This window comes from Emticicia sp. C21 (assembly GCF_003418935.1).
Taxonomy (GTDB): Bacteria; Bacteroidota; Bacteroidia; order Cytophagales; family Spirosomataceae; genus Emticicia.
The window spans coordinates 181,342-201,817 of sequence record NZ_QVMT01000009.1 but is presented as its reverse complement, the minus strand read 5'-3'; the positions used below and the strand labels follow the sequence as shown (position 1 = coordinate 201,817).

Here is a 20,476-nt window from a genome sequence, read left to right as displayed (position 1 = left end):
GACTGAATAAGCCACTCTTGAATCTTTTGATAAATTGGCTTTAAAAGAAGCAAAGATGAAAGAGTCGAGCGGAAGTGGCCTTATTTCTTTGAATTGTAACCCCATTTCGAGGAAAGTAGAAACAATAGGAATGAGGTTAGTAAATTTATGTTAGTGCTTAATACATTTATTTAAAGCCAGACATTCACTACTTATAAAAAATACTTTTAAATAGAAGGCAGTAATTAAGGACGGAAACTCATTTTAGTAGTATAGAACTTCCCTTTCTGGAATCTGAAATAAATTCGTCCTACACGTATAACTGTCATTTCTTTAATATTGGCTGGGTTAATAATATCGTCTTCCAAGGTATGAATACTGCCTTCAGTCTTTTTAGCTATCTGAACGTAGTCTGACTGAAAAGCTAAATCTTTCTTGTAAGTTTCCCCACATAAAATAATATGAGTTCTCTTCTTTAGTTTTGAAAGATTCCTCATGTCCTTTACATGACTACTATTATCAGCAATCATCACGAAGTCATCAACCTCCGGGAAGTTCTTTTGTGCAAAAAGTAATGCCTCAATATTATTTTCAGCTTTATCTTTATTATTTTCAGTATTATTGATGGCGGCAAACATGGTGTCCCACAATAGCAATTCATCTTTTTTCTTCACCATAAACATTTTACCTGGGAGTTTTCCTCTGGTTTCGTTCCCAAGGCTATCGCAATCAGTAAAGAAAATAATACCTTTTATACTGGTATTATCCACATTTTCCATCATCCAATCGAACACCTGAGTAGTGTATGGAAACATGCTAGAGGTCATGTCGCATACAATCACGATATTTCTCCATTTGTCAGCGTTGCGATCGAGCGCTTCATAAGAAGTTAACTCATAGGTTTTCCCTAATTCGCGTACTCTCATGATTTTATCACTCATTGAAACAGCCGATGCATTGAGAAAACGGAGTTCTTTATCAACAAAATCTGCGTGTTTTTCGGCAGGAGCAGCAACATTCCTTGATCTCAATTTATTGACTTTCAAATTAGCCAATGGTTCTGAAACAATGCTTTCAGATTCTTTAAGGGTTTCATCCACTGTAGGTGTTTTAGGTGCAGTGGGAACAGGATTCGATTTCTTTTCTTTAGGTAATTCTACTTTAGTAAACGTCTTTTCATCTATAGGTTCTTCTTGTTTTGGTTTTATTTCGGCGACAGGAGGTTTCTGAGCAATAACAGTTTCTTTGGCAGGTAGCGAGTCGACATCCGTAAACCAGTAATAACTCAATCCTAATACTAATACAACAACACTTGGAATGGAGAAACGTAGGAGATTATCAATCATAATTTTACGTTTCATCTTTTTCCAATCATCTGGCGAAGACTCGGGATGGAAATGGTTTAATTTCTCCCTGATAATCCGATGAAATTTTTCTTCTTCTGACATGACTACAATCTTTTTGTTAATTTTTGACGAAGCAACCCATTGGCTAAAGACAGATTCGCTCTTGAAGTACTTTCTGCAATGCTTAACATTTCGGCAATTTCTTTGTGTGAATACCCCTCTATTGCGTATAAGCTAAACACTACTCTGTAGTTAGTTGGTAAACTTTGCACTGCCAACATGATGTCTTCAGAGGAGAGCTTAGCGTAGACTGATTCGTCTCCATAATTTGATTCAGCAATATTGTCGTTTAATTCTGCCGATTGTTTATGAATGTTTTTTCTATAATGATCTATAGCTCCGTTAATCATAATTCTCCGAAGCCAAGGTTTAATACTTTCTATATTATCTATTTTGTTTAGATTCTTGAAGACCTTTAAGAACCCATCGTTCATAATTTCTAACGCGTCTTCTCTGTTTTCACAATAACTCATACAAGCAGATAAAGCAAACCCATGAAAATGCTCATAAAAAATTTTCATGGCCTTTTCATTGCCTTTCTGGCAATCTGCGACAACCTCCATCAAACTATTTGAGGTCAATAGCTTTTTTCTGGTTAAGGTTTTTAAGTAAATTTCTGCTGTTTGTGTTATCACGGGAAATTTACGATTGAATAGTGAAACTATTATTGATAAGACGTAAATTACCTGTCAAAACGCTGTTAAAAATAATTAATTTCCTGAAATTTTAGTAGAATCAGGATGATTCTTGTTTTCGGAGAACTATTTATTTTCTTTGTATTATGGCTGAACTCAGAACTTTATTACTATTCTTCCTTTTTATCGGGTATACGTAATCAAAGCCATTCTGTACTTTCAGATTATAATCAAAATATTCTAAAGCCCTTTGTAGATTATTACGGTTAATTGCAATAAAATAGGGGGTTTTGCCTTCGCCTCTTCGCACAAGTCGTGCATCCAGTTTAAAGATGGTACCTTCTGGATAATTTGACACTAGCCTGGATGGACAGCTAACTTTAAGGTCACATGGTATTTGCTGACCATTTATTGTACTTAGTCTCATGCGTTTTTTTCCAGTGTCAAAATAAGACTCTGCAAAAACGTCAAGAAAAAAAACTTTATTGAGTTCAGGAACTTCGTCCAGTAATGACAATTGCATCAGCTTAAGGCGTTTAGATATCATGGTACATTACAGGAGTATCCATGAATAATGCAAATCTATACAAAAAGTCGAAAATATTCCAAAGTGGTATATGTTTTTTTGCCCAAAAAGCGTACCTTTGCGAATCTTTTTTTGAGGCATAAACAAAATGGCAGAAGTTAAGATTTTTTCAGGTACTACATCAAAGTATTTAGCTAGTCGAGTTGCCGATTATTATGGCAAAGATTTAGGCGGTGTAAGCATCAATCGCTTTGCTGATAGCGAAATCTCAGTAAGTTTTGATGAGTCTGTTAGAGGGTGCGATGTTTTTCTTGTTCAGTCTACTTTTCCACCAAGTGATAATATCATGGAATTGTTGATGATGATTGATGCCGCAAGACGTGCCTCTGCTCACTATGTTTGTGCGGTCATCCCATATTTTGGGTACGCCAGACAAGACAGAAAAGACAAACCGAGAGTGGGTATTACAGCCAAGCTTATAGCTAATATGCTCACCGCAGCAGGTGCAGATAGGGTAATGACAATGGACTTGCACGCTGGCCAGATTCAAGGTTTTTTTGATATACCGGTTGACCATTTGGAAGGTACTTCGGTTTTTGTGCCTTATTTAAAGACGCAGAATCTTCAGAATCTAAAATTTGCTTCGCCTGACGTTGGTGGTGTATCACGCTGTCGCAAATTTGCCTCTTACTTCGATGCAGAGATTGTGATTTGTGATAAACACCGAAAAAAAGCCAATGAAATTGCTTCAATGCAGTTAATCGGAGATGTTGAAGGGTCTGATGTAATTCTGGTTGATGACCTGATTGATACAGGTGGTACTATCTGTAAAGCAGCAGAATTAATCCTTTCAAAAGGAGCAAAGTCAGTAAGAGCATTTTGTACACATGGTGTACTTTCAGGTAAAGCTCACGAAAACATCAGCAGTTCTGTATTAGAAGAATTAATAGTAACTGATACTATTCCGTTAAAGTATGATAATCCTAAAATCAAGGTATTATCAGTAGCCGAGTTGTTTGGCAAGGCTATCGGAAGAATCAGAGATAATGGGTCTATTAGCACTTTATTTATAAATTATCAACAGAATTTAGGTTTCTGATAAGATTTTATCAGGTTCTGAAATTCATTATTAAAATTTTAAAAAATGAAAAAAACTGAGATTGTAGGGTATAACAGAGCGAATCTCGGACGCCAGGCTTCACAGGAATTACGTGGGCAAGGAATGGTTCCGTGTGTATTATATGGTGGTACTGATCAGGTATCGTTCTATGCTCCGGCTTATTTATTCCGTGATTTACTTTTCACTCCTGATGTTTACGAAGTAACCATTAATATTGAGGGTAAAATTTACACTGGTATTTTGCAGGATTCACAATACCATCCGACAAATGACCAGATTATTCACGCTGATTTCTTGGAAATCACTCCGGATAAAGTTATTAAAGTAGCAGTTCCGATTAAATTACACGGTCCGTCAGAAGGACAAAAGAAAGGGGGTAAACTGGTTCAAAAAATGCAAAAACTACGTTTGCAAGGACCTGCTAAAAATATCCCTGATTATATTAATGTTGATATTAAAGATTTGGACTTAGGTAAATCTATCAAAGTTGCTGCCATTACAGAAATCGAAGGTGTAAAGATCCTTGACTCTGCAAGCAATCCTGTAGCGTTTATCTCAATTCCACGTTCTTTGCGTCAATAATAGCAACGAATTTTCTCGCTAATAGATATGTAGCGGGTTGGCAACAACCCGTTATTTTTTTGTTTAATTGTTATTACTATTACAACCACCCATTTCTGCTAAAAATGTAACACCTGGTTGGGTCTGAAAGCCATTTGTCAGGGTAATACTTTTATTAGCCTGCATTTTTATAATGGCAGCATTTCCCAATATATTTCCATTGAAACTAATGCTTTCAGAAGCGGTGTAATCATAGTTGCCACTAGGTATATTTTTGGTCAGATTCATTTCAGACTGGCATTCATTGTTCTTCAACTTCAATATCCAGAAATCATCATCGCCATGCCAGCCAGATACATCTCCATTATTAGGTGAAGCAGTATTGCCAATTACCAGATAGCCATTATCATAAGTATTTAGCATACAATTCGGTTCATCGTGCCCACTACCACCATAGGTTTTCTGCCAGCGCATATCGCCATTGATTGGATTAAGTTTAAGCACCCAGAAATCCGCACTGCCATGATTCCCTACTGGATCACCTTCGCCGTTAGCTGAATATGACTCGCCTACTACCAGATATTCACCATCAACCATTTGCAGAATCGAGCGGGCATATTCATTTTTAAGGCCCCCGTAGCACCGACTCCAAATTTTTTGTCCAAGGCTATCTATTTTTACAACCATATAATCTCTGTTATTAGGATTATCAAAGTTTGCGTGATTTTCTGCAGCATCATAATCATGAGAATAGGTTTCTCCGGCTATCACAAAACTGCCATCACTGCACTGAATTACAGATTTGGCAGATTCATCCAGCGTACCTCCAAAAGTATTCTGCCATTGCAATTCGCCGTCTTTATTAAGCTTCACTACCCAGAAATCTAATCCCCCCTTATTAGTAAGTCCGGGTAAATCTTCAGAATTTGAATAACCTACAAAAGCAAACCCACCATCTCGGGTTTTGATAATAGAGTGGGCATAGTCACTCTTTGAACCTCCATAAGATTTTTGCTTTGTCAGATTACCAGCTCCATCAATTTTTAGAAGTAAGGCATCAAATAGCCCATGGTTCCCTACTATAAGACTATCATTAGATTCGGAGTAGCCTGCTATTAAATAATTATCATTATCAGCTTTGCAGATCGAAAAACCATAGTCATTACTTGTGCCTCCGATACTTTTTTTCCATTCAATATCACCATTCTCATTAAATTTAATTATCCAGTAGTCAATATGTCCGTAATTTTCAGTTATATCGAAATCTACAGAATTGGTATGGCCAACACATATATACTTATGGTCATCGGTTTCAATTACTGAATTAATATAATCCTCTCCACGGCCACCAATTGATTTTTTCCATTGTAATTCACCCGAATGACTAAGTTTCATTACCCAGCCATCAAAAAAACCATAATGATTACTCAAATCAAAATTATCTGATTGTGAATGCCCACCTACAAAATAGCCTCCATCGTGTGTTTCTATAACCGAAACAGCCTTATCATAGAAACTGCCTCCATAAGTCTTTTGCCACTCAATTAAAGGTTGTTGGGCCTGGCTACAAAGATAAATGAGGAAAAACAGGACAAATAGTAAGTTTGGCTTCATGATTTATAGAGTTGGTGTTTGAATTAGGAGCATATTAGATGGGCTCTGACTCGATTAGCGTAGTCAAATTTAGAGGTATCAAAGGTATACTTTAGATTAATTCTATATTATTTATTGAGTGGCTGTTTCTGATACTATTTTGCTCTACATTATTTATATTTGTGTCAAAAAAAATCTTGCCACACAAAACGGTGACAAGATTGCTTACTACGACAGTTATTTACGACTTAAATATAAAATTTTTGCTGTGTGGATTTTTTAGTATTGTAGTACTTTATTAACTTCTATCATTACAAAAGTATCATCAAGCATATTTCTGAAATGCTCTAATTCCTTTGGAGTAAACATCAGGTAAAAATTGTTCATGGGTGTACGCATGCCCATTGTTCTGCCATTGCAACACAATTCTCCTGCTTCAAAAATGGTCTTTTCGTCTTCAAATATGACTCTGAATTGTCTTAAATCATCTTCCGAAAAAATGAACAACTGATTATTGAATACCAGATTATACTTTTCGCAACACTGACATTTACCTATATATCCGTAGGCGCAAGAAGCAAGGATTAATAGTTTGTGATTGTTCATTTTTATCGTTATTGATTTTTATTGTATAATTATTGAGTGAATGAGTGATTTAGTGAATGAGTGATTGAATCTCTTTTAGCAATTGATTTTCCCAATTATAGTTATAAGTAAAATAACTACTCAATCGCTTATTTACTCAATTAATTACTAAGTATATTCTTATTTTCACAATCTACTTTCTCACAATGTCCATATAGTAGCAAATCGTGCTGAGTGATTTCAAACTGCATCATTTCGCCTATCATTTTCTGTATTTGCTGTAAACGTGGGTCACAGAACTCTTTTACTTGCTGGCAGTCTAAGCAAATGAGATGGTCGTGCTGACGGAAATTGGCCGCTTTTTCGTATCTGGTGACATTATTGCCAAATTGATTTTTGCGTATCAAACCACATTCAAGCAAAACTTCAAGGTTATTATAGATAGTGGCTCTGCTAACATATTGTTTTTTATCAACCATGGTCTTGTAGAGATCCTCTGCATCGAAATGGTCGTGGCGCGAATAGATTTCTTCCAGCATCATCATGCGTTCTGTGGTTTTTCTTAGCCCTTTTTTGTCTAAGAAAATCAGAAATTTAGCCACTGCTTTCTCGTAATGTATATCTTTCATTATGCCTCCTTTCCAAAAATCACCTCTTCAGGTGCGGTGTTGTTACTAGTTCTGGCTTTAAAACAGTTTTTCTGTAGCAGCGTGACACAAAGGTAAAAGCTTATTTAGAATTAATCCAAATAATTTTACGATTTTATTTTTAATTAGTCTAAATAAGCTATACATTTGCAACACCAAATAACCACGGAAATTTTTTAAATGATGAGTAAACTAAAACCCCGAAAAATGAAGTCAATTTTTACAGTATTATTATTAATGTGTAGTGGATGGGTACTGGCTCAAAATGGTACCTTGAAAGGAAAGGTTACAACGAGTGATGGTAAGCCTGCCGAATTTGTAAATGTTATTATAAAAGGAGCTAATAAAGGTGCCACTGCTGATATTGAGGGAAATTACCAGATTAATAATCTAAAACCAGGGGAGTATACAGCTCAGGCAAGTTTTGTAGGATTAAAAGCAGAAAATAAAAAATTCACAATTAAAGCAGACGAAATAATAGCGCTTGATTTCGAAATGGAGGTTTCAGCTAATCAACTACAAGAGGTTGCTGTTGTAGCTAATCCAAGCAAATATGTAACAGATTATCCGTCAATTTCTTTACGTTTAAAAACTCCGCTATTAGAAGTTCCACAGAATATTCAGGTAATTACTAAGCAGGTAATTCAGGACCAACAGATTTTTGATATGTTGGAAGGAGTAACGCGTAATGTAAGTGGCGCTACCCGTGTTGAGCACTGGGACATTTATGCGCAAATAAATATGAGAGGTTCACAGATTGCAGGTTTCAGAAATGGAATGAATGTGCAGTCTACCTGGGGACCATTAGTAGAAGATATGAGTATGGTAGAGCGTATTGAATTTGTAAAAGGCCCTGCCGGATTTATGTTGGCCAATGGTGAACCAAGCGGCTTCTACAATATTGTAACTAAAAAACCTACCGGTATTAATAAAGGAGAAGCAACTATGACAGTAGGTAGTTTCAATACTTACCGCTCAACGCTTGACTTCGACGGAAAACTAACACAGGATGGCAAAATATTATATCGTTTGAACCTGATGGGACAAACCAAAGGCTCACATCGTGATTATGAATTCAACAATCGTATTTCAGTGGCTCCGGTATTGAAATTCCAGTTTACACCAAATACTTCGTTGACTGCTGAATATACTTATCAGTTCAATCAGATGTCGGTCATTGGTTCAAACTATTCTTTCTCTAAAAAAGGTATGGGAGATTTGCCAGTAAGCTTTACAACAGCTGAGCCTAATATGGATCCAACGAATATAAATGATAATACTTTATTCCTGACATTGGCACATAGCCTTAACAACAATTGGAAATTGACTGGCCAACTGGCTTATATGAAATATAGCCAACAAGGTCAGTCTTTATGGCCATCAGGTTTCTCTGCTAATGGTGATACGCTTTACAGAGGCGCTTCAATTTGGGATGTTATGGGTATAACCAAAGTAGGACAATTCTTCGTTAATGGGGATGCCAAGACCGGTCCTGTCAACCACCGTATTCTTGCAGGTTTAGATATGGGACAAAAAGATTTCTATCATGATTGGAATCAAGGTGGTGGTTTCTCTGGCCCGAATGGTTTCAATATTTATAATCCTGTTTATGGTACTGTTCCGGTTTCTGCTTATCCTAAATATGACCGTAGCCTGAGCTTACGTCAGAGAGGCGTTTACTATGCACAAAACTATGCAGCTCTCTATGCGCAGGATGAGATACGTTTCTTACAGGATAAATTAAGATTAACGCTTGCCGGACGTTTCACTAAAGCACAAAACAATGACCCTTATTCAGGCTTTGTTTCTGCGGAGAAATTTACTCCACGTATAGGTTTAAGCTACTCAATTAATAAAAATACAAGTGTTTATGCTGTGTTTGACCAGGCCTTTGTACCACAGGCAGGTGCTGATGCGAAAGGTAAAGCCTTTGACCCGATTACAGGAGATAATAAAGAAATAGGTATCAAACGTGAATGGTTAGGTGGATTGTGGTCTACTTCAGTTTCAGCTTATAATATTACTAAAAATAATGTTCTTACATCTGACCCTAACAATCAATTCTTCTCGATTCAATTAGGCCAAACACAGGTAAAAGGTATTGAATTTGACTTACGTGGGCAAATCATTCATGGCCTGGATTTGACTTTGAACTATGCTTATACTAATGGTAAAGTAACCAAAGATACTGACGAGAAAAAAGTTGGTGTACAGATACCTGGAACTTCTAAAAATGTTGCTAATGCCTGGTTAAGTTATAAAGCAACCAATGGTGCTTTACAAGGCTTTGGAATCTCGTTAGGAGGGCAATACCAAGCCGGACGTTCGTCCTGGTATGTGTTTGATGGTTCAAAACAAGGTTTGCCAAACTACTTCAGAATGGATGGTGCCATTTCTTATCAGGCTAACAAATTTGCCATTGCTCTAAATGTCAATAACGTTACCAATGCTTACCTATATATGGGTGGATATTATGAGTGGAGCCAGTTTTTCTACTTTCAGACAGAAGCTAAAAGAAATTTACGTCTAACTATTAATTACAAATTTTAAGAGGAATGACTTTTAAAAAAGCTATAGGCAAAATACACCTCTGGCTCGGACTCACGTCCGGGCTGGTGGTATTCATTGTTAGTATCACCGGGTGTATCTACGCCTTTCAATCCGAAATTCAAGACCTCACTCAATCTTATCGATACGTTGAGATTCAAAACAAACCGATGTTACCACCTTCTGCGATTAAAGCTATTGTAGAAAAAGCAGTACCAAACAAAAATATTCATAGTGTAACCTACGAGCGTCCTGGCAGAGCTGCTATTGCCACTATCTATCACTACGAACCAACTTATTATTACCTTGTCTATGTGAATCCATACACCGGAGAGGTTTTGAAAGCCAAGAATATGGATGAGGATTTCTTCCGTTTTATTCTTGATGGACACTTCTATTTGTGGCTTCCCGATGAAATAGGGCAACCAGTTGTGGCGTCTGCTACCTTGATTTTCGTAGTTCTAATGATTAGTGGATTGATACTCTGGTGGCCTAAAAATAAATCTGCTGCCAAACAGAGATTCTCTATTAAATGGAATGCCAAATGGCGCCGCGTAAATTATGACTTACATAACGTATTAGGTTTTTATATGACATGGGTGACTATTATTCTTGCTGTTACGGGTTTGGTATGGGGTTTCCAATGGTTTGCAAAAGCTTATTACTTTACCTTATCTGGCGGAAAGGAAGAAAAATTGTATTACGAACCAGAATCAGGAAAGCCTATGGCAAGCACAACAGCGGAGCCAGCCATTGACAGAATCTGGAAAAAAATGATTATTGAAACGCCAGGGGCAGCTACCATTGAAGTGCACCCACCAGAAACAGCAAAATCGACTATTGTTACTGCAACTACTACAGATGCCGATGTATATTGGAAGCATGATTACAGATATTTTGACCAGTATACATTGAAAGAAGTATCGGTTACAAGTACTTATGGTAGACTGAAAGATTTATCTGGTGCTGATAAAATCATGCGAATGAACTACGATATACACGTGGGAGCCATATTCGGTTTGGCTGGTAAAATACTAGCCTTTTGCGCCAGTCTGATAGCGGCTAGCTTGCCAATTACCGGGATTTATATCTGGTGGGGGAGAAGAAAGAAAGCTGCTAAAGTTGTAGCCAAACCTGCTACTTCTAACTCTCAGGTTTTTAAGCCTAAGTATTCATAAGTAGCAAGCTCAAAGCATTTTGTTAAGTTAAATCACTATTGTATATACACTTATAAAATAAACTTTATGAAAAATAAAATTATACTATTCGCCTTACTGTTCCTGCCGTTTTTATCTGAGGGACATGGTTACTGGCTTGAAGTGAAAGGTTCGGGAAAAGTAGGCGAGCCTGCCAAAATTCAGATTTTTTATGGTGAGTATCTGAATCAGGGAAGAATGAAAGGTAAGTCACTGGACAAAATGAATGAAATAAAACTCTTTGTGATTGATGAAGCCGGTAACCGCACTGAAGTGCCAACTGCACAAACTGAGACACACTGGGAAGGAACTTTTACACCAAAATCTGAGGGCAACTATCAGGTAATGGGTATTAACGAAACCAGAGAAGTTCAGGACTGGGTAAAACATAACCTGGGTATTGTAAGACCTATGCAGTACCTACGTACCAACTATATTGTTGGTAAAGCCACTGCTGCGACTAAACCAAATAATTATTTGGATATTATCGCTACTGAATCCGACAACGGAATAAACCTGAATGCATTTAAAAATAATGTTCCTGCTGATAAAGCTAAACTGACGATTATCAGCCCTGATGGTTGGGAGAAAACAAAAATCACCAGTGAAAGAGGCCGCGCTTCATTTGTGCCTAATTCCAAAGGTATTTATCTGATAGAAGCTGAATGGATTGACAAAACACCGGGCACCTATAAAGAAAAGCCTTATGAGTCTATCCGCTACCATTCTGAGACTACTATTGAAGTAAAGTAATAACGAATTTCAAATGGCGAATTAGCGAATATTGAATCTCGACACTTTCTATTCACTAATTCATCATTCGCTAATTCACTATTTATCTTATCTGCCATGAAATTCATCACAAACATTAAGAGTCCGAGTCAACTACAAAACCTGAGTGACGAACTCAAAAAAGTAGGTGTATCCTCTTTCAGGATTGATTTTGGCGTAAGTCATGTATTAACCATTAATCATGATTCTATAGGTGAAAATGAAGTTGAATGCGCCGTGCGTAAAGCAGGGTTTAAATGTGTCTGTTTTTAAGAAATGCGACTATAGTAATTGAGTGAGTGATTATTAAAGAGAAAAAAATATGTTTTCTGGTAATTAATCACTCATTCACTCAATTACTAAATATATCCAAATCAATATCTAAAAATAATTAATATGAAAAAAACTGTTTTATTACTATTGGTGAGCTTCGGTGCTTTTGCTCAGAAATCGTCTGACATTGCTGCTATTAAAGGGCAATGCGGTTGTCATGAAGTAAAATTTGATTACGCTGAAACTTTTACGCCAAACAAAGAGTACAAACTAAAAGATCAGTACCACGCCAAGGGAACAGAATACGTTTTTGTGGTTGAAGAGTCAAAAGACAAAATTGTTATTCAACACTTATTGGCTATTGGTGATACAATGGTGGTAAAACACTGGCGTGAAGACTGGACTTACGAAGACCCAAATTTATTGAGCTTCTATAAAGAGGGTGTCTGGAAATATAGCCAATTTGGAAAGGGGACTGTAAAAAAGGGCTGGACACAAAAAGTATATGAAGTAGACGATGCTCCACGCTATGAAGGTTTTGCACAATGGTCGCATGCCAATGGTAAACATCTTTGGGAAAGTAAAGTAGATGCGCCACTTCCACGTCGTGAGTATACTAAAAGAAAAGATTATAACGTATTAAAACGTGGTAATAGAATCTACGTAACTGACGCTGGTTACTTACACGAACAAGATAACGATAAAATCTTAAGAAAAGATGGTACTGATTTATTGATTGTTCAAGAGAAGGGTATCAACGATTACAAAAAATTGAGCAGTGAGAAAGATTGTGAAGTAACCAAAAAATGGTGGGCAGAGCATGCTCCTTTCTGGGCTGATGTTCGAGCTGAATGGGCACAGGTGTTTGATCAACATAAAAACATTACTATTAAACAATTTGTAAGAAGTAAAATGTTGAGCGAGTATTTCTCGACCATCGAAAAAGAGAAAAACGATTCTGCAACTAATCGTAAAAAAATCAAAGAAGTATTAAATCAATTTGTAGTATACAATGATGAAGTGATAGGAAAGAACTAATCGTTCAATCCTGATGTATCTGACTGTTAGAAAGCCTCTCGTGATTATCATGGGAGGTTTTTTGTTTCCTTAATCTAAGCTTTATTCTGTTTAGCAGGAAGTATGGCATGGTTGAAGCGTGATAGTAATTTATCTTTTTAAGACGTTAAATCTCATTATTTCCCTCAATTTCCTACACATTCACTAAATCTGTAGAAATCAAATACCCTTGAAATTGCTTGGTTGTAACTATGAAACCCATATTTGTAGCATTAAAAAATCAAACCAATGGGTAAATACAATCTTAATATTAATGGGAAACAACAGACAGTTGATTGCGATGCCGATATGCCTTTGCTATGGATACTTCGCGAAAAACTGGGTATAACAGGCACTAAATTTGGATGTGGTATAGCCATGTGTGGCGCTTGTACAGTGCATCTTAACGGTCAACCAACTCGCTCTTGTCAATTACCTGTCTTTCAGATAGGAAAATCTACCATCACAACTATTGAGGGAATAGCACCCTCTGAAAACAAACTACATCCGGTGCAGGAAGCCTGGCAGGCACACCAGGTTCCTCAATGCGGCTATTGTCAAAGCGGGCAAATAATGACTGCAGTGGCTTTTCTAAAAAATAATCCTAAGCCCAAAATGGAAGAAATAAGTGCGGCGATGAGTGGAAATCTATGCCGTTGTGGTACTTACGACCGTATTAATCAAGCTGTAAAACATGCCTCTGACCTTTTAACCAAATAAAATTATGAAAACTATGACCAGTCGTCGGGATTTTCTGAAAGCAGCTTCAAAAGCTTCTCTTGGCTTTTGCCTGGTTCTCGACCATGGAAAAATTTTACTGGCACAAGACGCTTTGGGAAATTCCGATTTCAGTTTCAACCCATTTATTAGTATAAATACCAACGGACAAGTTACGTTTGTGAATCCGAATCCTGATTTAGGCCAGGGTTCTTCTCAAGCCTCTGCTGCCTTAATAGCCGAAGAACTCGAAGTAAGCCTTGATAAAGTAAAGGTTATATTCAGTAGTGGGCAAGCCAATGAGGGGGCTCAGATTGCAGGAGGTAGTGGTGCAGTCAGAAGATCGTGGGAGCAACTCCGCCAGGCAGGAGCAGCTGCTAAAGAAATGTTTTTAAGAGCCGCTGCTGAGACGTGGGAAATGAGTGATTCCCAATGCAAAGCACAAAATGGAGAAGTAATTAACCTAAATACAAAAGCTCGTTTAAGCTATGGGGAATTGGTAGAAAAAGCACGCACCTTACCTATTCCCGAAAAACCTAAACTCAAAAACAAAGAGCAGTTCACTATTATTGGAAAGGCCACTAAGCGTTCTGATGTACTTGAACGAATTACCGGTAAAATGCAATATGGTATTGATGTAACAGTGCCCGATATGTTGTATGCAGCAGTTCTTCATAGCCCAACCATTATCGGCAAACTACAGAGTTATGATGATAAAGAAGCCCTGAAAGTAAATGGAGTTGTGGCAGTTGTACCTTGCAAGAGAACTATGCCATACAGCAGTTTTGATGCTTTGGCAGTGGTTGCAGACAGCTATTGGAGTGCCTTGAAGGGTCGTAGAGCGCTAAAGGGGGTCTGGGGCAAAGAGGGAGATCATTTGGATACCGATATTTACTTTAAAAAACTTTATTAAGAAGTTGATAAGTCGACTAAGCCATTTTATAACAAAGGCAATTTTGATGAAGTCTTTCATAAATCAGAGCAAAAACTGGATGAGCTATACGAATGTAATTTTGTAGCACATACACCTATTGAGCCAGAATGTGCCATTGTCCATGTAAGACCTGATGGTAAAGTGGAAGTTTGGGCAGCTATACAAAGTCCGGTGTGGATAAAAGACGACGTGTCAAAATTGATGAAAATATCAAAAGATGATGTGATTGTGCATGTCTATAATATGGGAGGCTCATTTGGCAGGAAAGCTTATCATGATTATCTGCTGGAAGCTTGCGAATTAAGTCAGAAATTGAAAAGACCGATAAAGGTAATCTGGTCGAGAGAAGATGACATTACACAGGGCCCTTATAGGTGTGGAGGAGTTTCAAGAATGCAGGGCTCTATAAAAGATGGCAAGATTGCAACCATACACCATTATGCGGTATGTGAAAGTATCGACGGCCAATTGAGAAATAGCCCGAAAGATGGCGAGGCAGAAAGTGGTGTGGGTAATGAAATTGGCTTCGAAAAAAATAAGTATCAGATTGAAAATATAAAAGTAAGTACCAAACGAGTAGCCACAGATATCCCGATTATGTGGTGGAGAAGTGTATATTCAGGTAGTTTTGCCTGGGCTCAAGAGTGTTTTATCGACGAGTTAGCGCATAAAGCCCAGAAAGACCCTTTGCAATTGAGGTTGGATATGTTGCAAGATAAAGGTTTTAGAAAAGTGCTGGAAACATTAGCAGAAAGGAGCCACTACAAAATGAAACCGGATGCTAATACCGCGATGGGAGTGGCAATATTTAATTCATTTGAAAGTACCTGTGCCATATGTATAACAGTAGCTAAAGTGGATAACGGAGTCAAAGTTATCAAGGTAATTTCAGTGCTTGATTGTGGTATATGTGTGAATCCGGACATGGTAAAAGCCCAGATGAGCGGCAATGTAATTATGGGTTTAAGCGCTGCTACCAAAGAAAAGATTGAAATCAAAGCAGGTATACCTCAACAGTCGAATTTTAATCAATATGCTTTGATTCGCAATGATGAGATTCCAGAAATCGAAACGTATATCATTGCCGACGGTGAAATACCGGGTGGAGTAGGAGAGCCAGGATTACCACCGGTTGCACCAGCTTTAGGAAATGCACTATTCAACCTAACCAATATTCGGGTAAGAAAATTACCCTTCGACCTGAATAATATCCAGGGATAATTTCAGGATTTTTACTTTAAATCTGGCCGATGAGCTGTTTACGATATTGGTGGGGTGTCATTCCGGTTTCTTTCTTAAATGCCTGATACAATGAGGTATTGCTTTTGAAACCAACTTGAGAAGCAATCGATTCTACTTTGTCATTTGAAACAGCATCGGCCAGCATTTTTTTTGTAGCTTCAATCCTGAATCTGTTCACATACTCATTGAAATTTATACCATAACCTGAATTAATAGATTGAGAAATCAGATAAGCAGGTTGACCTGTATATTTAGCTACTTCATTAATTGATAAGCCTTTTTGCTTGAATAACTCCTGGTATTTCATTAATTCTTCAACCTGACCGAGCACTTCACTTGCCTGCTTTTCATCCATCTGTTTAGGAGTCTTTACTAGAGAGAAAAAGGATGTTTCTGTCAATATCCTGAAATTTATAGCATATAAGATTAAAGCTCCGGCAAACGTGCCGGCTGCATAAAAATTGATGCTATTTATCATATACTGTAGCACAAATATTATCCAGAACAAAGCTACACCACCCGAAAAAAGAGTATAAGATCTAGGTAAGCCTTTACCTTTCACTGCCACCACTGAAGCCGCTTGAAAAACACCCAGGCAGGCAATACCCCATACATAAGCCCATGAAATAGGCTTAGAAGCATCTCCAACAATATAAGTAATTATTAGAGCAATAGAGGGTAGAAAAGTCAAATAATGGATTGGGTTAATCTTTCTGCCAATACTACTCAAGCTATATAAATAATGAGCAGGTCCAACTGAGAGCAAGCCTGTTGCACCCAACATAATACCAATGCCAGGGTACGAAATAGGGACAAAAACAAAGAAAGATTTGGCCAATCTAAAACCTAAGCCCATAAGCATTAATGCCAGAAAAAGTTGAGGCTTTTGTTTGAAGCCATTTTGAAAAAGCAATACAGTAACAATCAGAATACAATTAAATAGACATATACCGCAGAAGATACTGATAATGATTTGGTTGAACGACATAATTCTTTGTAATAGCTTTAAAATTTATCAAATATATTCAATTTGATACTTTGCTACAAAATGTATATGATGTCTTATACTCTCTGTGAGTTCGTAAAAGCTAAAGACATGAACCATCTTATTTGCCAATCAATAAAAAAAACGAGTATTTTTACTCTTGTCATTTTCGTTTAAAGTAATTTTAATCCTATTTCACCTGCACTTATGGCATGAATAATGCTTATGTCTAAGAAAACACGATCAAATATTCCTTGCCCCGTATAATAACATTAAATAGTCACGATTAAAATGCCATTGCATGAGAACAAAACTCCTATTGTTTTCAAGTGTGTTACTAATTTTGTCAGGAAATTTCATTTTTGCCCAAACCATTCAAAAGAATTACTTGGATGGGGAGGTGTATATTAAACTCAAAGAGTTTCCAAAGATTAATCTTAATTTACCCAATGGTGCCGTAAATATATCGGCCGAATTACCTTTTTTATCGAAAGCCAATCATATTTCTAATGTTTTAGAAGCTAAACGCAGTTTTTATTTCTCCAACTCAAGCGACCTGCAGAGAGTCTATCGTGTCAAAATTGGGAACCCAAAACTCATTCATCAATATATTAAAGAAATCGCTAAAGACAATAGCATTGAATATGTTGAACCTGTTCCATATAATCAGATTATTTCTATTGCTAACGATACTAAAGTTAGCAATCAGTATTATCTGAACAAAATAAAAGCTTACGAGGCATGGGATATATCTCAGGGTGGGGTTGATATAGTAGTAGCTGTCATTGATAATGCGATACAAACCAATCATATCGACTTAGCAGGTAATATGTTAGCCGGAAGAGACGTATCTGACAATGATAATGACCCTTCTCCACCAGATACCACCTTTTTTCATGGAACTCACGTAGCAGGTTTGGTTGGGGCTGTTACTAATAACGGTATGGGAATTGCTTCGGTAGGTTTTAACAGAGTAAAGATACTCCCAATAAAAGCCACACCCAACAATGCTTCATCGGAGAATGTTTATCATGGCTATGAAGGGATCTCATGGGCAGTGGCGAATGGGGCGAATATTATTAATATTTCATGGGGTGGGAGTGCCTATTCAGCTACTAACCAGTCGGTAATTGATAATGCATATGCTTCAGGGGTAATGATTATTGCTGCTGCAGGAAATAACGGTCAAAATACTACTTATTATCCTGCTTCTTACAATCGTGTAATTTCTGTTGCAAGTGTAACATCTCTTGACGAAAAAAGCTATTTCTCCAACTATGGTACAACTGTCGATTTAGTAGCTCCGGGCAGTAATATTTATAGTACCATACCCACTAATAAGTACGATTATCTGAGTGGTACATCAATGGCAGCGCCAATTGTAAGTAGTGTTTTTGCCTATGTATGGTCGGTTAAACCACATCTTAATCAATCAGAACTAGAAAATCTGATTAAGAGTACTTGCGATAATATAGATTCACAAAATTCAAGTTACTCTGGTTTACTAGGTAGTGGCAGAATAAATGTGTTAAAGGCTGTTTCCTGCATGGAAGATAATATTCAACCAATTATTACGCCGTCAGCAACAACTGTTCTTTGTCCAGGAGGCACAATTCAACTATCATGCAATACGACTGCAGGCGCATCTTATCAGTGGAAAAAAAATGGTACGAGCGTTGGTACAAATCAACCTACATTTACTGCCTCAGAAACCGGGCAATATACTGTAATTGTTAGTAAAGGTACTTGTGCTATTGCGGCAACTTCAGTAAAAGTAAGCGTTATCCCTGGTAGCGTTACTATAAATGTTGGTCTAACTACTGCTTGCGTGGGTGATTCTATTCTGCTTACTGCTCACAATCTAGAGGGCGTAAACTATCAATGGAAAAAAGATAATAATAATATAGGATTAAATGCTTATCGATTTTATGCTAAGCAGGATGGAAATTATACGGTTACCTTATCAGGTACCGGATGCGCAACCTCTTCTCCGGCTGTTAGTCTTTCATTTATTACACTTAATCCCACCATTACCTCTGATAATTCTACTATCCTGTGTTTAGGACAAACTACAAAGCTTTCAGTAAATGCAACTACCAACACAAACTATCAATGGAAAAAAGATAGCCAAATAATAAATGGTGCAACTGGTTTAACTTATGAGGTTTCGGAAGCAGGGGAGTTTTTAGTAGAACAGAAGTTGGGACAGTGTGTAGTAAAATCTAACAAACTAAATATTGTAATAACTACACACAGGGCATCACCTCCTATAGTGACGAATAGAGAAATTTGTGAGGGAACAAGTTTACAAGTCGGCAATGGTTTGCAAGCTACAGCCAATTCATGTATTGGTTCGGTCATCAAGAGTTATTCCTACACTGGCAATGTTATTGGATATGATGGAAATGAGCAAACAGGTAATAATCCTTCAATTACTGTAAGTGATTTAGCGACACAGTCTGTGGGTAAGCTAAAAGTTACAATTACCTTTGATAAAAAAGATCAGATTGGATTAAACGATTGCAGTTCACTGCATTTGGGTAGTTTTCCGTACAATGATGAATTATCTTTCAAAATCCAATCACCTGATGGCACCATACTGACACTTTTACCAAGCAATACCTATAATTATTATGAGTATAATGGACAAATAACAATCGTTTTTGAGGACGGTAAACCTCCTATAGCTGCTCAGTCAGCACCTGCTTCGGGTACATTTGCTCCACAGCAGGCTCTTTCAGTGTTTACTGGACAGAATGCGAATGGAACATGGACACTATTACCAAATGATAATTCAAGCGGTGATCCGCTCTGTGTTTCAGGTTTTGCTCTTGAAATTCAAATAGATAATGTTAGTTTACCCAATACTTTTAGTTGGTGGACATCTTATACAGGAGGAACTTTACTCGCCGCGGGCAATGAATTTGTGCCTGGGGATACTTTAATTGGAATGCATACTTATTATGTGCAAAATCATTGTGCAGGGGTTTGCCCTAGTGATAGATATACTGTAAATCTTAGTATCAGTCCTGCTGACATTGCACCACCCAGCATTATGGCATATGCCATAAGTTCAGCACAGTCTACAGAAATTAACCCATTACTACGTAACGCAAATCTTAGTAATCATAATCCGGTAACTATTCAAAGTGGAAATGAGATGGCAATTATTTCAGATAGAGCTCCTTTGATTAACCCTATTACAATATGTAGCGGCTCAGATATTCTATTATTAGGCACAGGTTGCATGGCTCCATTTCAATGGTCCACCAATGAAACGGGTGTAGGTATTATTGTTAGCCCTACCACAACAAATACATATTCAGTAAGATGTAAAGAGCAAGCTACAGGTTGTTGGACACCTTTTCAAAGCCAGGTTGTTGAAATAAAACCAACGGAGGTGGTAATAAATAATGCTGTTCCGCAAAAAGGTTTACAGACATTTGTTGGCAACCGTGTTTCAGCCATTAGTAAAGTCAATACACTTTCGGCTACCACTATTAAAGCTGATAATGCAATCCTATTTCTTCCGGGGTTCTCAGTTGGTGGGAATAGTACTTTTTTAGCGAACATTGAAAATGCGTGTGGCAATTAATTAAAGCAAAGTGCAAAAAAAACTTAATTAAGTAATAATTTTTTTATGTCTCTCAAATTAATGTTTGTTATAATTAATTGATAATAAGATATTTATTAATAAGTACCC

18 protein-coding genes and 1 pseudogene are annotated in these 20,476 nt (G+C 37.2%); 12 read left to right on the top strand and 7 right to left on the bottom strand.

The window, feature by feature from the left end:
• Nucleotides 1–224: 224 nt before the first annotated feature.
• The 3 genes from D0T08_RS19635 to D0T08_RS19625 all read right to left on the bottom strand — a co-directional run bounded on the left by D0T08_RS19635 (nt 225) and on the right by D0T08_RS19625 (nt 2,543).
• Nucleotides 225–1,427 (bottom strand): hypothetical protein, encoded by a 1,203-nt coding sequence (locus tag D0T08_RS19635; protein WP_116984385.1) that lies wholly within the window; start codon nt 1,425–1,427, stop codon nt 225–227.
• Nucleotides 1,428–1,429: 2 nt separating this feature from the next.
• Nucleotides 1,430–2,020, bottom strand: coding sequence for an RNA polymerase sigma factor (locus D0T08_RS19630; RefSeq protein ID WP_147322817.1), 591 nt, complete (start codon nt 2,018–2,020; stop codon nt 1,430–1,432).
• 130 nt (nt 2,021–2,150) lie between these two features.
• On the bottom strand, nt 2,151–2,543 hold the full coding sequence (locus D0T08_RS19625) for a hypothetical protein (RefSeq protein WP_229239001.1): 393 nt from the start codon (nt 2,541–2,543) through the stop codon (nt 2,151–2,153).
• A 151-nt stretch (nt 2,544–2,694) separates the two neighbouring features.
• Between D0T08_RS19625 and D0T08_RS19620 the strand changes: the two genes are divergently transcribed.
• Together D0T08_RS19620 and D0T08_RS19615 are read left to right on the top strand one after the other, a co-directional pair.
• Entirely contained in the window at nt 2,695–3,645 is a 951-nt protein-coding gene (locus D0T08_RS19620) for a ribose-phosphate pyrophosphokinase (protein ID WP_116984382.1), read from the top strand.
• 45 nt (nt 3,646–3,690) lie between these two features.
• Nucleotides 3,691–4,248: a 50S ribosomal protein L25 gene (locus D0T08_RS19615; RefSeq protein WP_116984381.1), complete on the top strand. Its 558-nt coding sequence runs from the start codon at nt 3,691–3,693 to the stop codon at nt 4,246–4,248.
• Nucleotides 4,249–4,311: 63 nt separating this feature from the next.
• Here the strand turns inward: D0T08_RS19615 and D0T08_RS19610 are convergent, their stop codons facing one another.
• The 3 genes from D0T08_RS19610 to D0T08_RS19600 form a co-directional block, all read right to left on the bottom strand.
• Nucleotides 4,312–5,841 (bottom strand): 3-coathanger stack domain-containing protein, encoded by a 1,530-nt coding sequence (locus D0T08_RS19610; RefSeq protein WP_116984380.1) that lies wholly within the window; start codon nt 5,839–5,841, stop codon nt 4,312–4,314.
• Nucleotides 5,842–6,099: 258 nt separating this feature from the next.
• Nucleotides 6,100–6,426: a DUF6686 family protein gene (locus tag D0T08_RS19605; RefSeq protein ID WP_116984379.1), complete on the bottom strand. Its 327-nt coding sequence runs from the start codon at nt 6,424–6,426 to the stop codon at nt 6,100–6,102.
• A 140-nt stretch (nt 6,427–6,566) separates the two neighbouring features.
• Complete coding sequence (locus D0T08_RS19600) at nt 6,567–7,034, bottom strand: Fur family transcriptional regulator (RefSeq protein WP_116984378.1); 468 nt, start codon at nt 7,032–7,034, stop codon at nt 6,567–6,569.
• Nucleotides 7,035–7,259: 225 nt separating this feature from the next.
• On the opposite strand from D0T08_RS19600, the gene D0T08_RS19595 reads away from it, so the two are divergent.
• The 9 genes and pseudogenes from D0T08_RS19595 to D0T08_RS28095 all read left to right on the top strand — a co-directional run bounded on the left by D0T08_RS19595 (nt 7,260) and on the right by D0T08_RS28095 (nt 15,767).
• Nucleotides 7,260–9,602: a TonB-dependent receptor gene (locus tag D0T08_RS19595; protein ID WP_116984444.1), complete on the top strand. Its 2,343-nt coding sequence runs from the start codon at nt 7,260–7,262 to the stop codon at nt 9,600–9,602.
• 5 nt (nt 9,603–9,607) lie between these two features.
• Nucleotides 9,608–10,777 carry a PepSY domain-containing protein gene (locus tag D0T08_RS19590; protein ID WP_116984377.1) on the top strand — a complete coding sequence of 390 codons (1,170 nt, stop codon included), beginning with the start codon at nt 9,608–9,610 and terminating at the stop codon, nt 10,775–10,777.
• A gap of 66 nt (nt 10,778–10,843) precedes the next feature.
• Nucleotides 10,844–11,548: a nickel transport complex, NikM subunit,transmembrane gene (locus D0T08_RS19585; RefSeq protein WP_116984376.1), complete on the top strand. Its 705-nt coding sequence runs from the start codon at nt 10,844–10,846 to the stop codon at nt 11,546–11,548.
• Nucleotides 11,549–11,644: 96 nt separating this feature from the next.
• Entirely contained in the window at nt 11,645–11,839 is a 195-nt protein-coding gene (locus D0T08_RS19580; RefSeq protein ID WP_116984375.1) for a hypothetical protein, read from the top strand.
• Nucleotides 11,840–11,962: 123 nt separating this feature from the next.
• Nucleotides 11,963–12,877: a DUF6607 family protein gene (locus D0T08_RS19575; RefSeq protein ID WP_116984374.1), complete on the top strand. Its 915-nt coding sequence runs from the start codon at nt 11,963–11,965 to the stop codon at nt 12,875–12,877.
• A 267-nt stretch (nt 12,878–13,144) separates the two neighbouring features.
• Nucleotides 13,145–13,615: a (2Fe-2S)-binding protein gene (locus D0T08_RS19570; protein ID WP_116984373.1), complete on the top strand. Its 471-nt coding sequence runs from the start codon at nt 13,145–13,147 to the stop codon at nt 13,613–13,615.
• Between the two features lie 4 nt (nt 13,616–13,619).
• Complete coding sequence (locus tag D0T08_RS27995) at nt 13,620–14,525, top strand: molybdopterin cofactor-binding domain-containing protein (protein ID WP_229239000.1); 906 nt, start codon at nt 13,620–13,622, stop codon at nt 14,523–14,525.
• A gap of 39 nt (nt 14,526–14,564) precedes the next feature.
• A pseudogene (locus tag D0T08_RS28100) lies at nt 14,565–15,236 on the top strand (molybdopterin cofactor-binding domain-containing protein); the annotation flags it as partial.
• A 15-nt stretch (nt 15,237–15,251) separates the two neighbouring features.
• Entirely contained in the window at nt 15,252–15,767 is a 516-nt protein-coding gene (locus tag D0T08_RS28095) for a molybdopterin cofactor-binding domain-containing protein (RefSeq protein ID WP_255413524.1), read from the top strand.
• A 16-nt stretch (nt 15,768–15,783) separates the two neighbouring features.
• Here D0T08_RS28095 and D0T08_RS19560 read toward each other — a convergent pair whose 3' ends face one another.
• The gene (locus D0T08_RS19560; protein WP_116984372.1) at nt 15,784–16,776 is read right to left on the bottom strand and encodes an AraC family transcriptional regulator; all 993 of its coding nucleotides are present in this window, start codon (nt 16,774–16,776) and stop codon (nt 15,784–15,786) included.
• Between the two features lie 298 nt (nt 16,777–17,074).
• Here D0T08_RS19560 and D0T08_RS19555 point away from each other — a divergent pair, with 298 nt between their 5' ends.
• Nucleotides 17,075–20,368, top strand: a complete 3,294-nt coding sequence (locus tag D0T08_RS19555) for a S8 family serine peptidase (RefSeq protein ID WP_116984371.1) — start codon at nt 17,075–17,077, stop codon at nt 20,366–20,368.
• Nucleotides 20,369–20,476 lie beyond the last annotated feature (108 nt).

Excerpts from the sequence above, each read along its gene's own strand:
- D0T08_RS19635 (WP_116984385.1), bottom strand. The coding sequence starts at position 1,427 with ATGTCAGAAGAAGAAAAATTTCATCGGATTATCAGGGAGAAATTAAAC.
- D0T08_RS19625 (WP_229239001.1), bottom strand. The coding sequence starts at position 2,543 with ATGCAATTGTCATTACTGGACGAAGTTCCTGAACTCAATAAAGTTTTT.
- D0T08_RS19620 (WP_116984382.1), top strand. The coding sequence starts at position 2,695 with ATGGCAGAAGTTAAGATTTTTTCAGGTACTACATCAAAGTATTTAGCT.
- D0T08_RS19615 (WP_116984381.1), top strand. The coding sequence starts at position 3,691 with ATGAAAAAAACTGAGATTGTAGGGTATAACAGAGCGAATCTCGGACGC.
- D0T08_RS19610 (WP_116984380.1), bottom strand. The coding sequence starts at position 5,841 with ATGAAGCCAAACTTACTATTTGTCCTGTTTTTCCTCATTTATCTTTGT.
- D0T08_RS19605 (WP_116984379.1), bottom strand. The coding sequence starts at position 6,426 with ATGAACAATCACAAACTATTAATCCTTGCTTCTTGCGCCTACGGATAT.
- D0T08_RS19600 (WP_116984378.1), bottom strand. The coding sequence starts at position 7,034 with ATGAAAGATATACATTACGAGAAAGCAGTGGCTAAATTTCTGATTTTC.
- D0T08_RS19595 (WP_116984444.1), top strand. The coding sequence starts at position 7,260 with ATGAAGTCAATTTTTACAGTATTATTATTAATGTGTAGTGGATGGGTA.
- D0T08_RS19590 (WP_116984377.1), top strand. The coding sequence starts at position 9,608 with ATGACTTTTAAAAAAGCTATAGGCAAAATACACCTCTGGCTCGGACTC.
- D0T08_RS19585 (WP_116984376.1), top strand. The coding sequence starts at position 10,844 with ATGAAAAATAAAATTATACTATTCGCCTTACTGTTCCTGCCGTTTTTA.
- D0T08_RS19580 (WP_116984375.1), top strand. The coding sequence starts at position 11,645 with ATGAAATTCATCACAAACATTAAGAGTCCGAGTCAACTACAAAACCTG.
- D0T08_RS19575 (WP_116984374.1), top strand. The coding sequence starts at position 11,963 with ATGAAAAAAACTGTTTTATTACTATTGGTGAGCTTCGGTGCTTTTGCT.
- D0T08_RS19570 (WP_116984373.1), top strand. The coding sequence starts at position 13,145 with ATGGGTAAATACAATCTTAATATTAATGGGAAACAACAGACAGTTGAT.
- D0T08_RS27995 (WP_229239000.1), top strand. The coding sequence starts at position 13,620 with ATGAAAACTATGACCAGTCGTCGGGATTTTCTGAAAGCAGCTTCAAAA.
- D0T08_RS28095 (WP_255413524.1), top strand. The coding sequence starts at position 15,252 with ATGTTGCAAGATAAAGGTTTTAGAAAAGTGCTGGAAACATTAGCAGAA.
- D0T08_RS19560 (WP_116984372.1), bottom strand. The coding sequence starts at position 16,776 with ATGTCGTTCAACCAAATCATTATCAGTATCTTCTGCGGTATATGTCTA.
- D0T08_RS19555 (WP_116984371.1), top strand. The coding sequence starts at position 17,075 with ATGAGAACAAAACTCCTATTGTTTTCAAGTGTGTTACTAATTTTGTCA.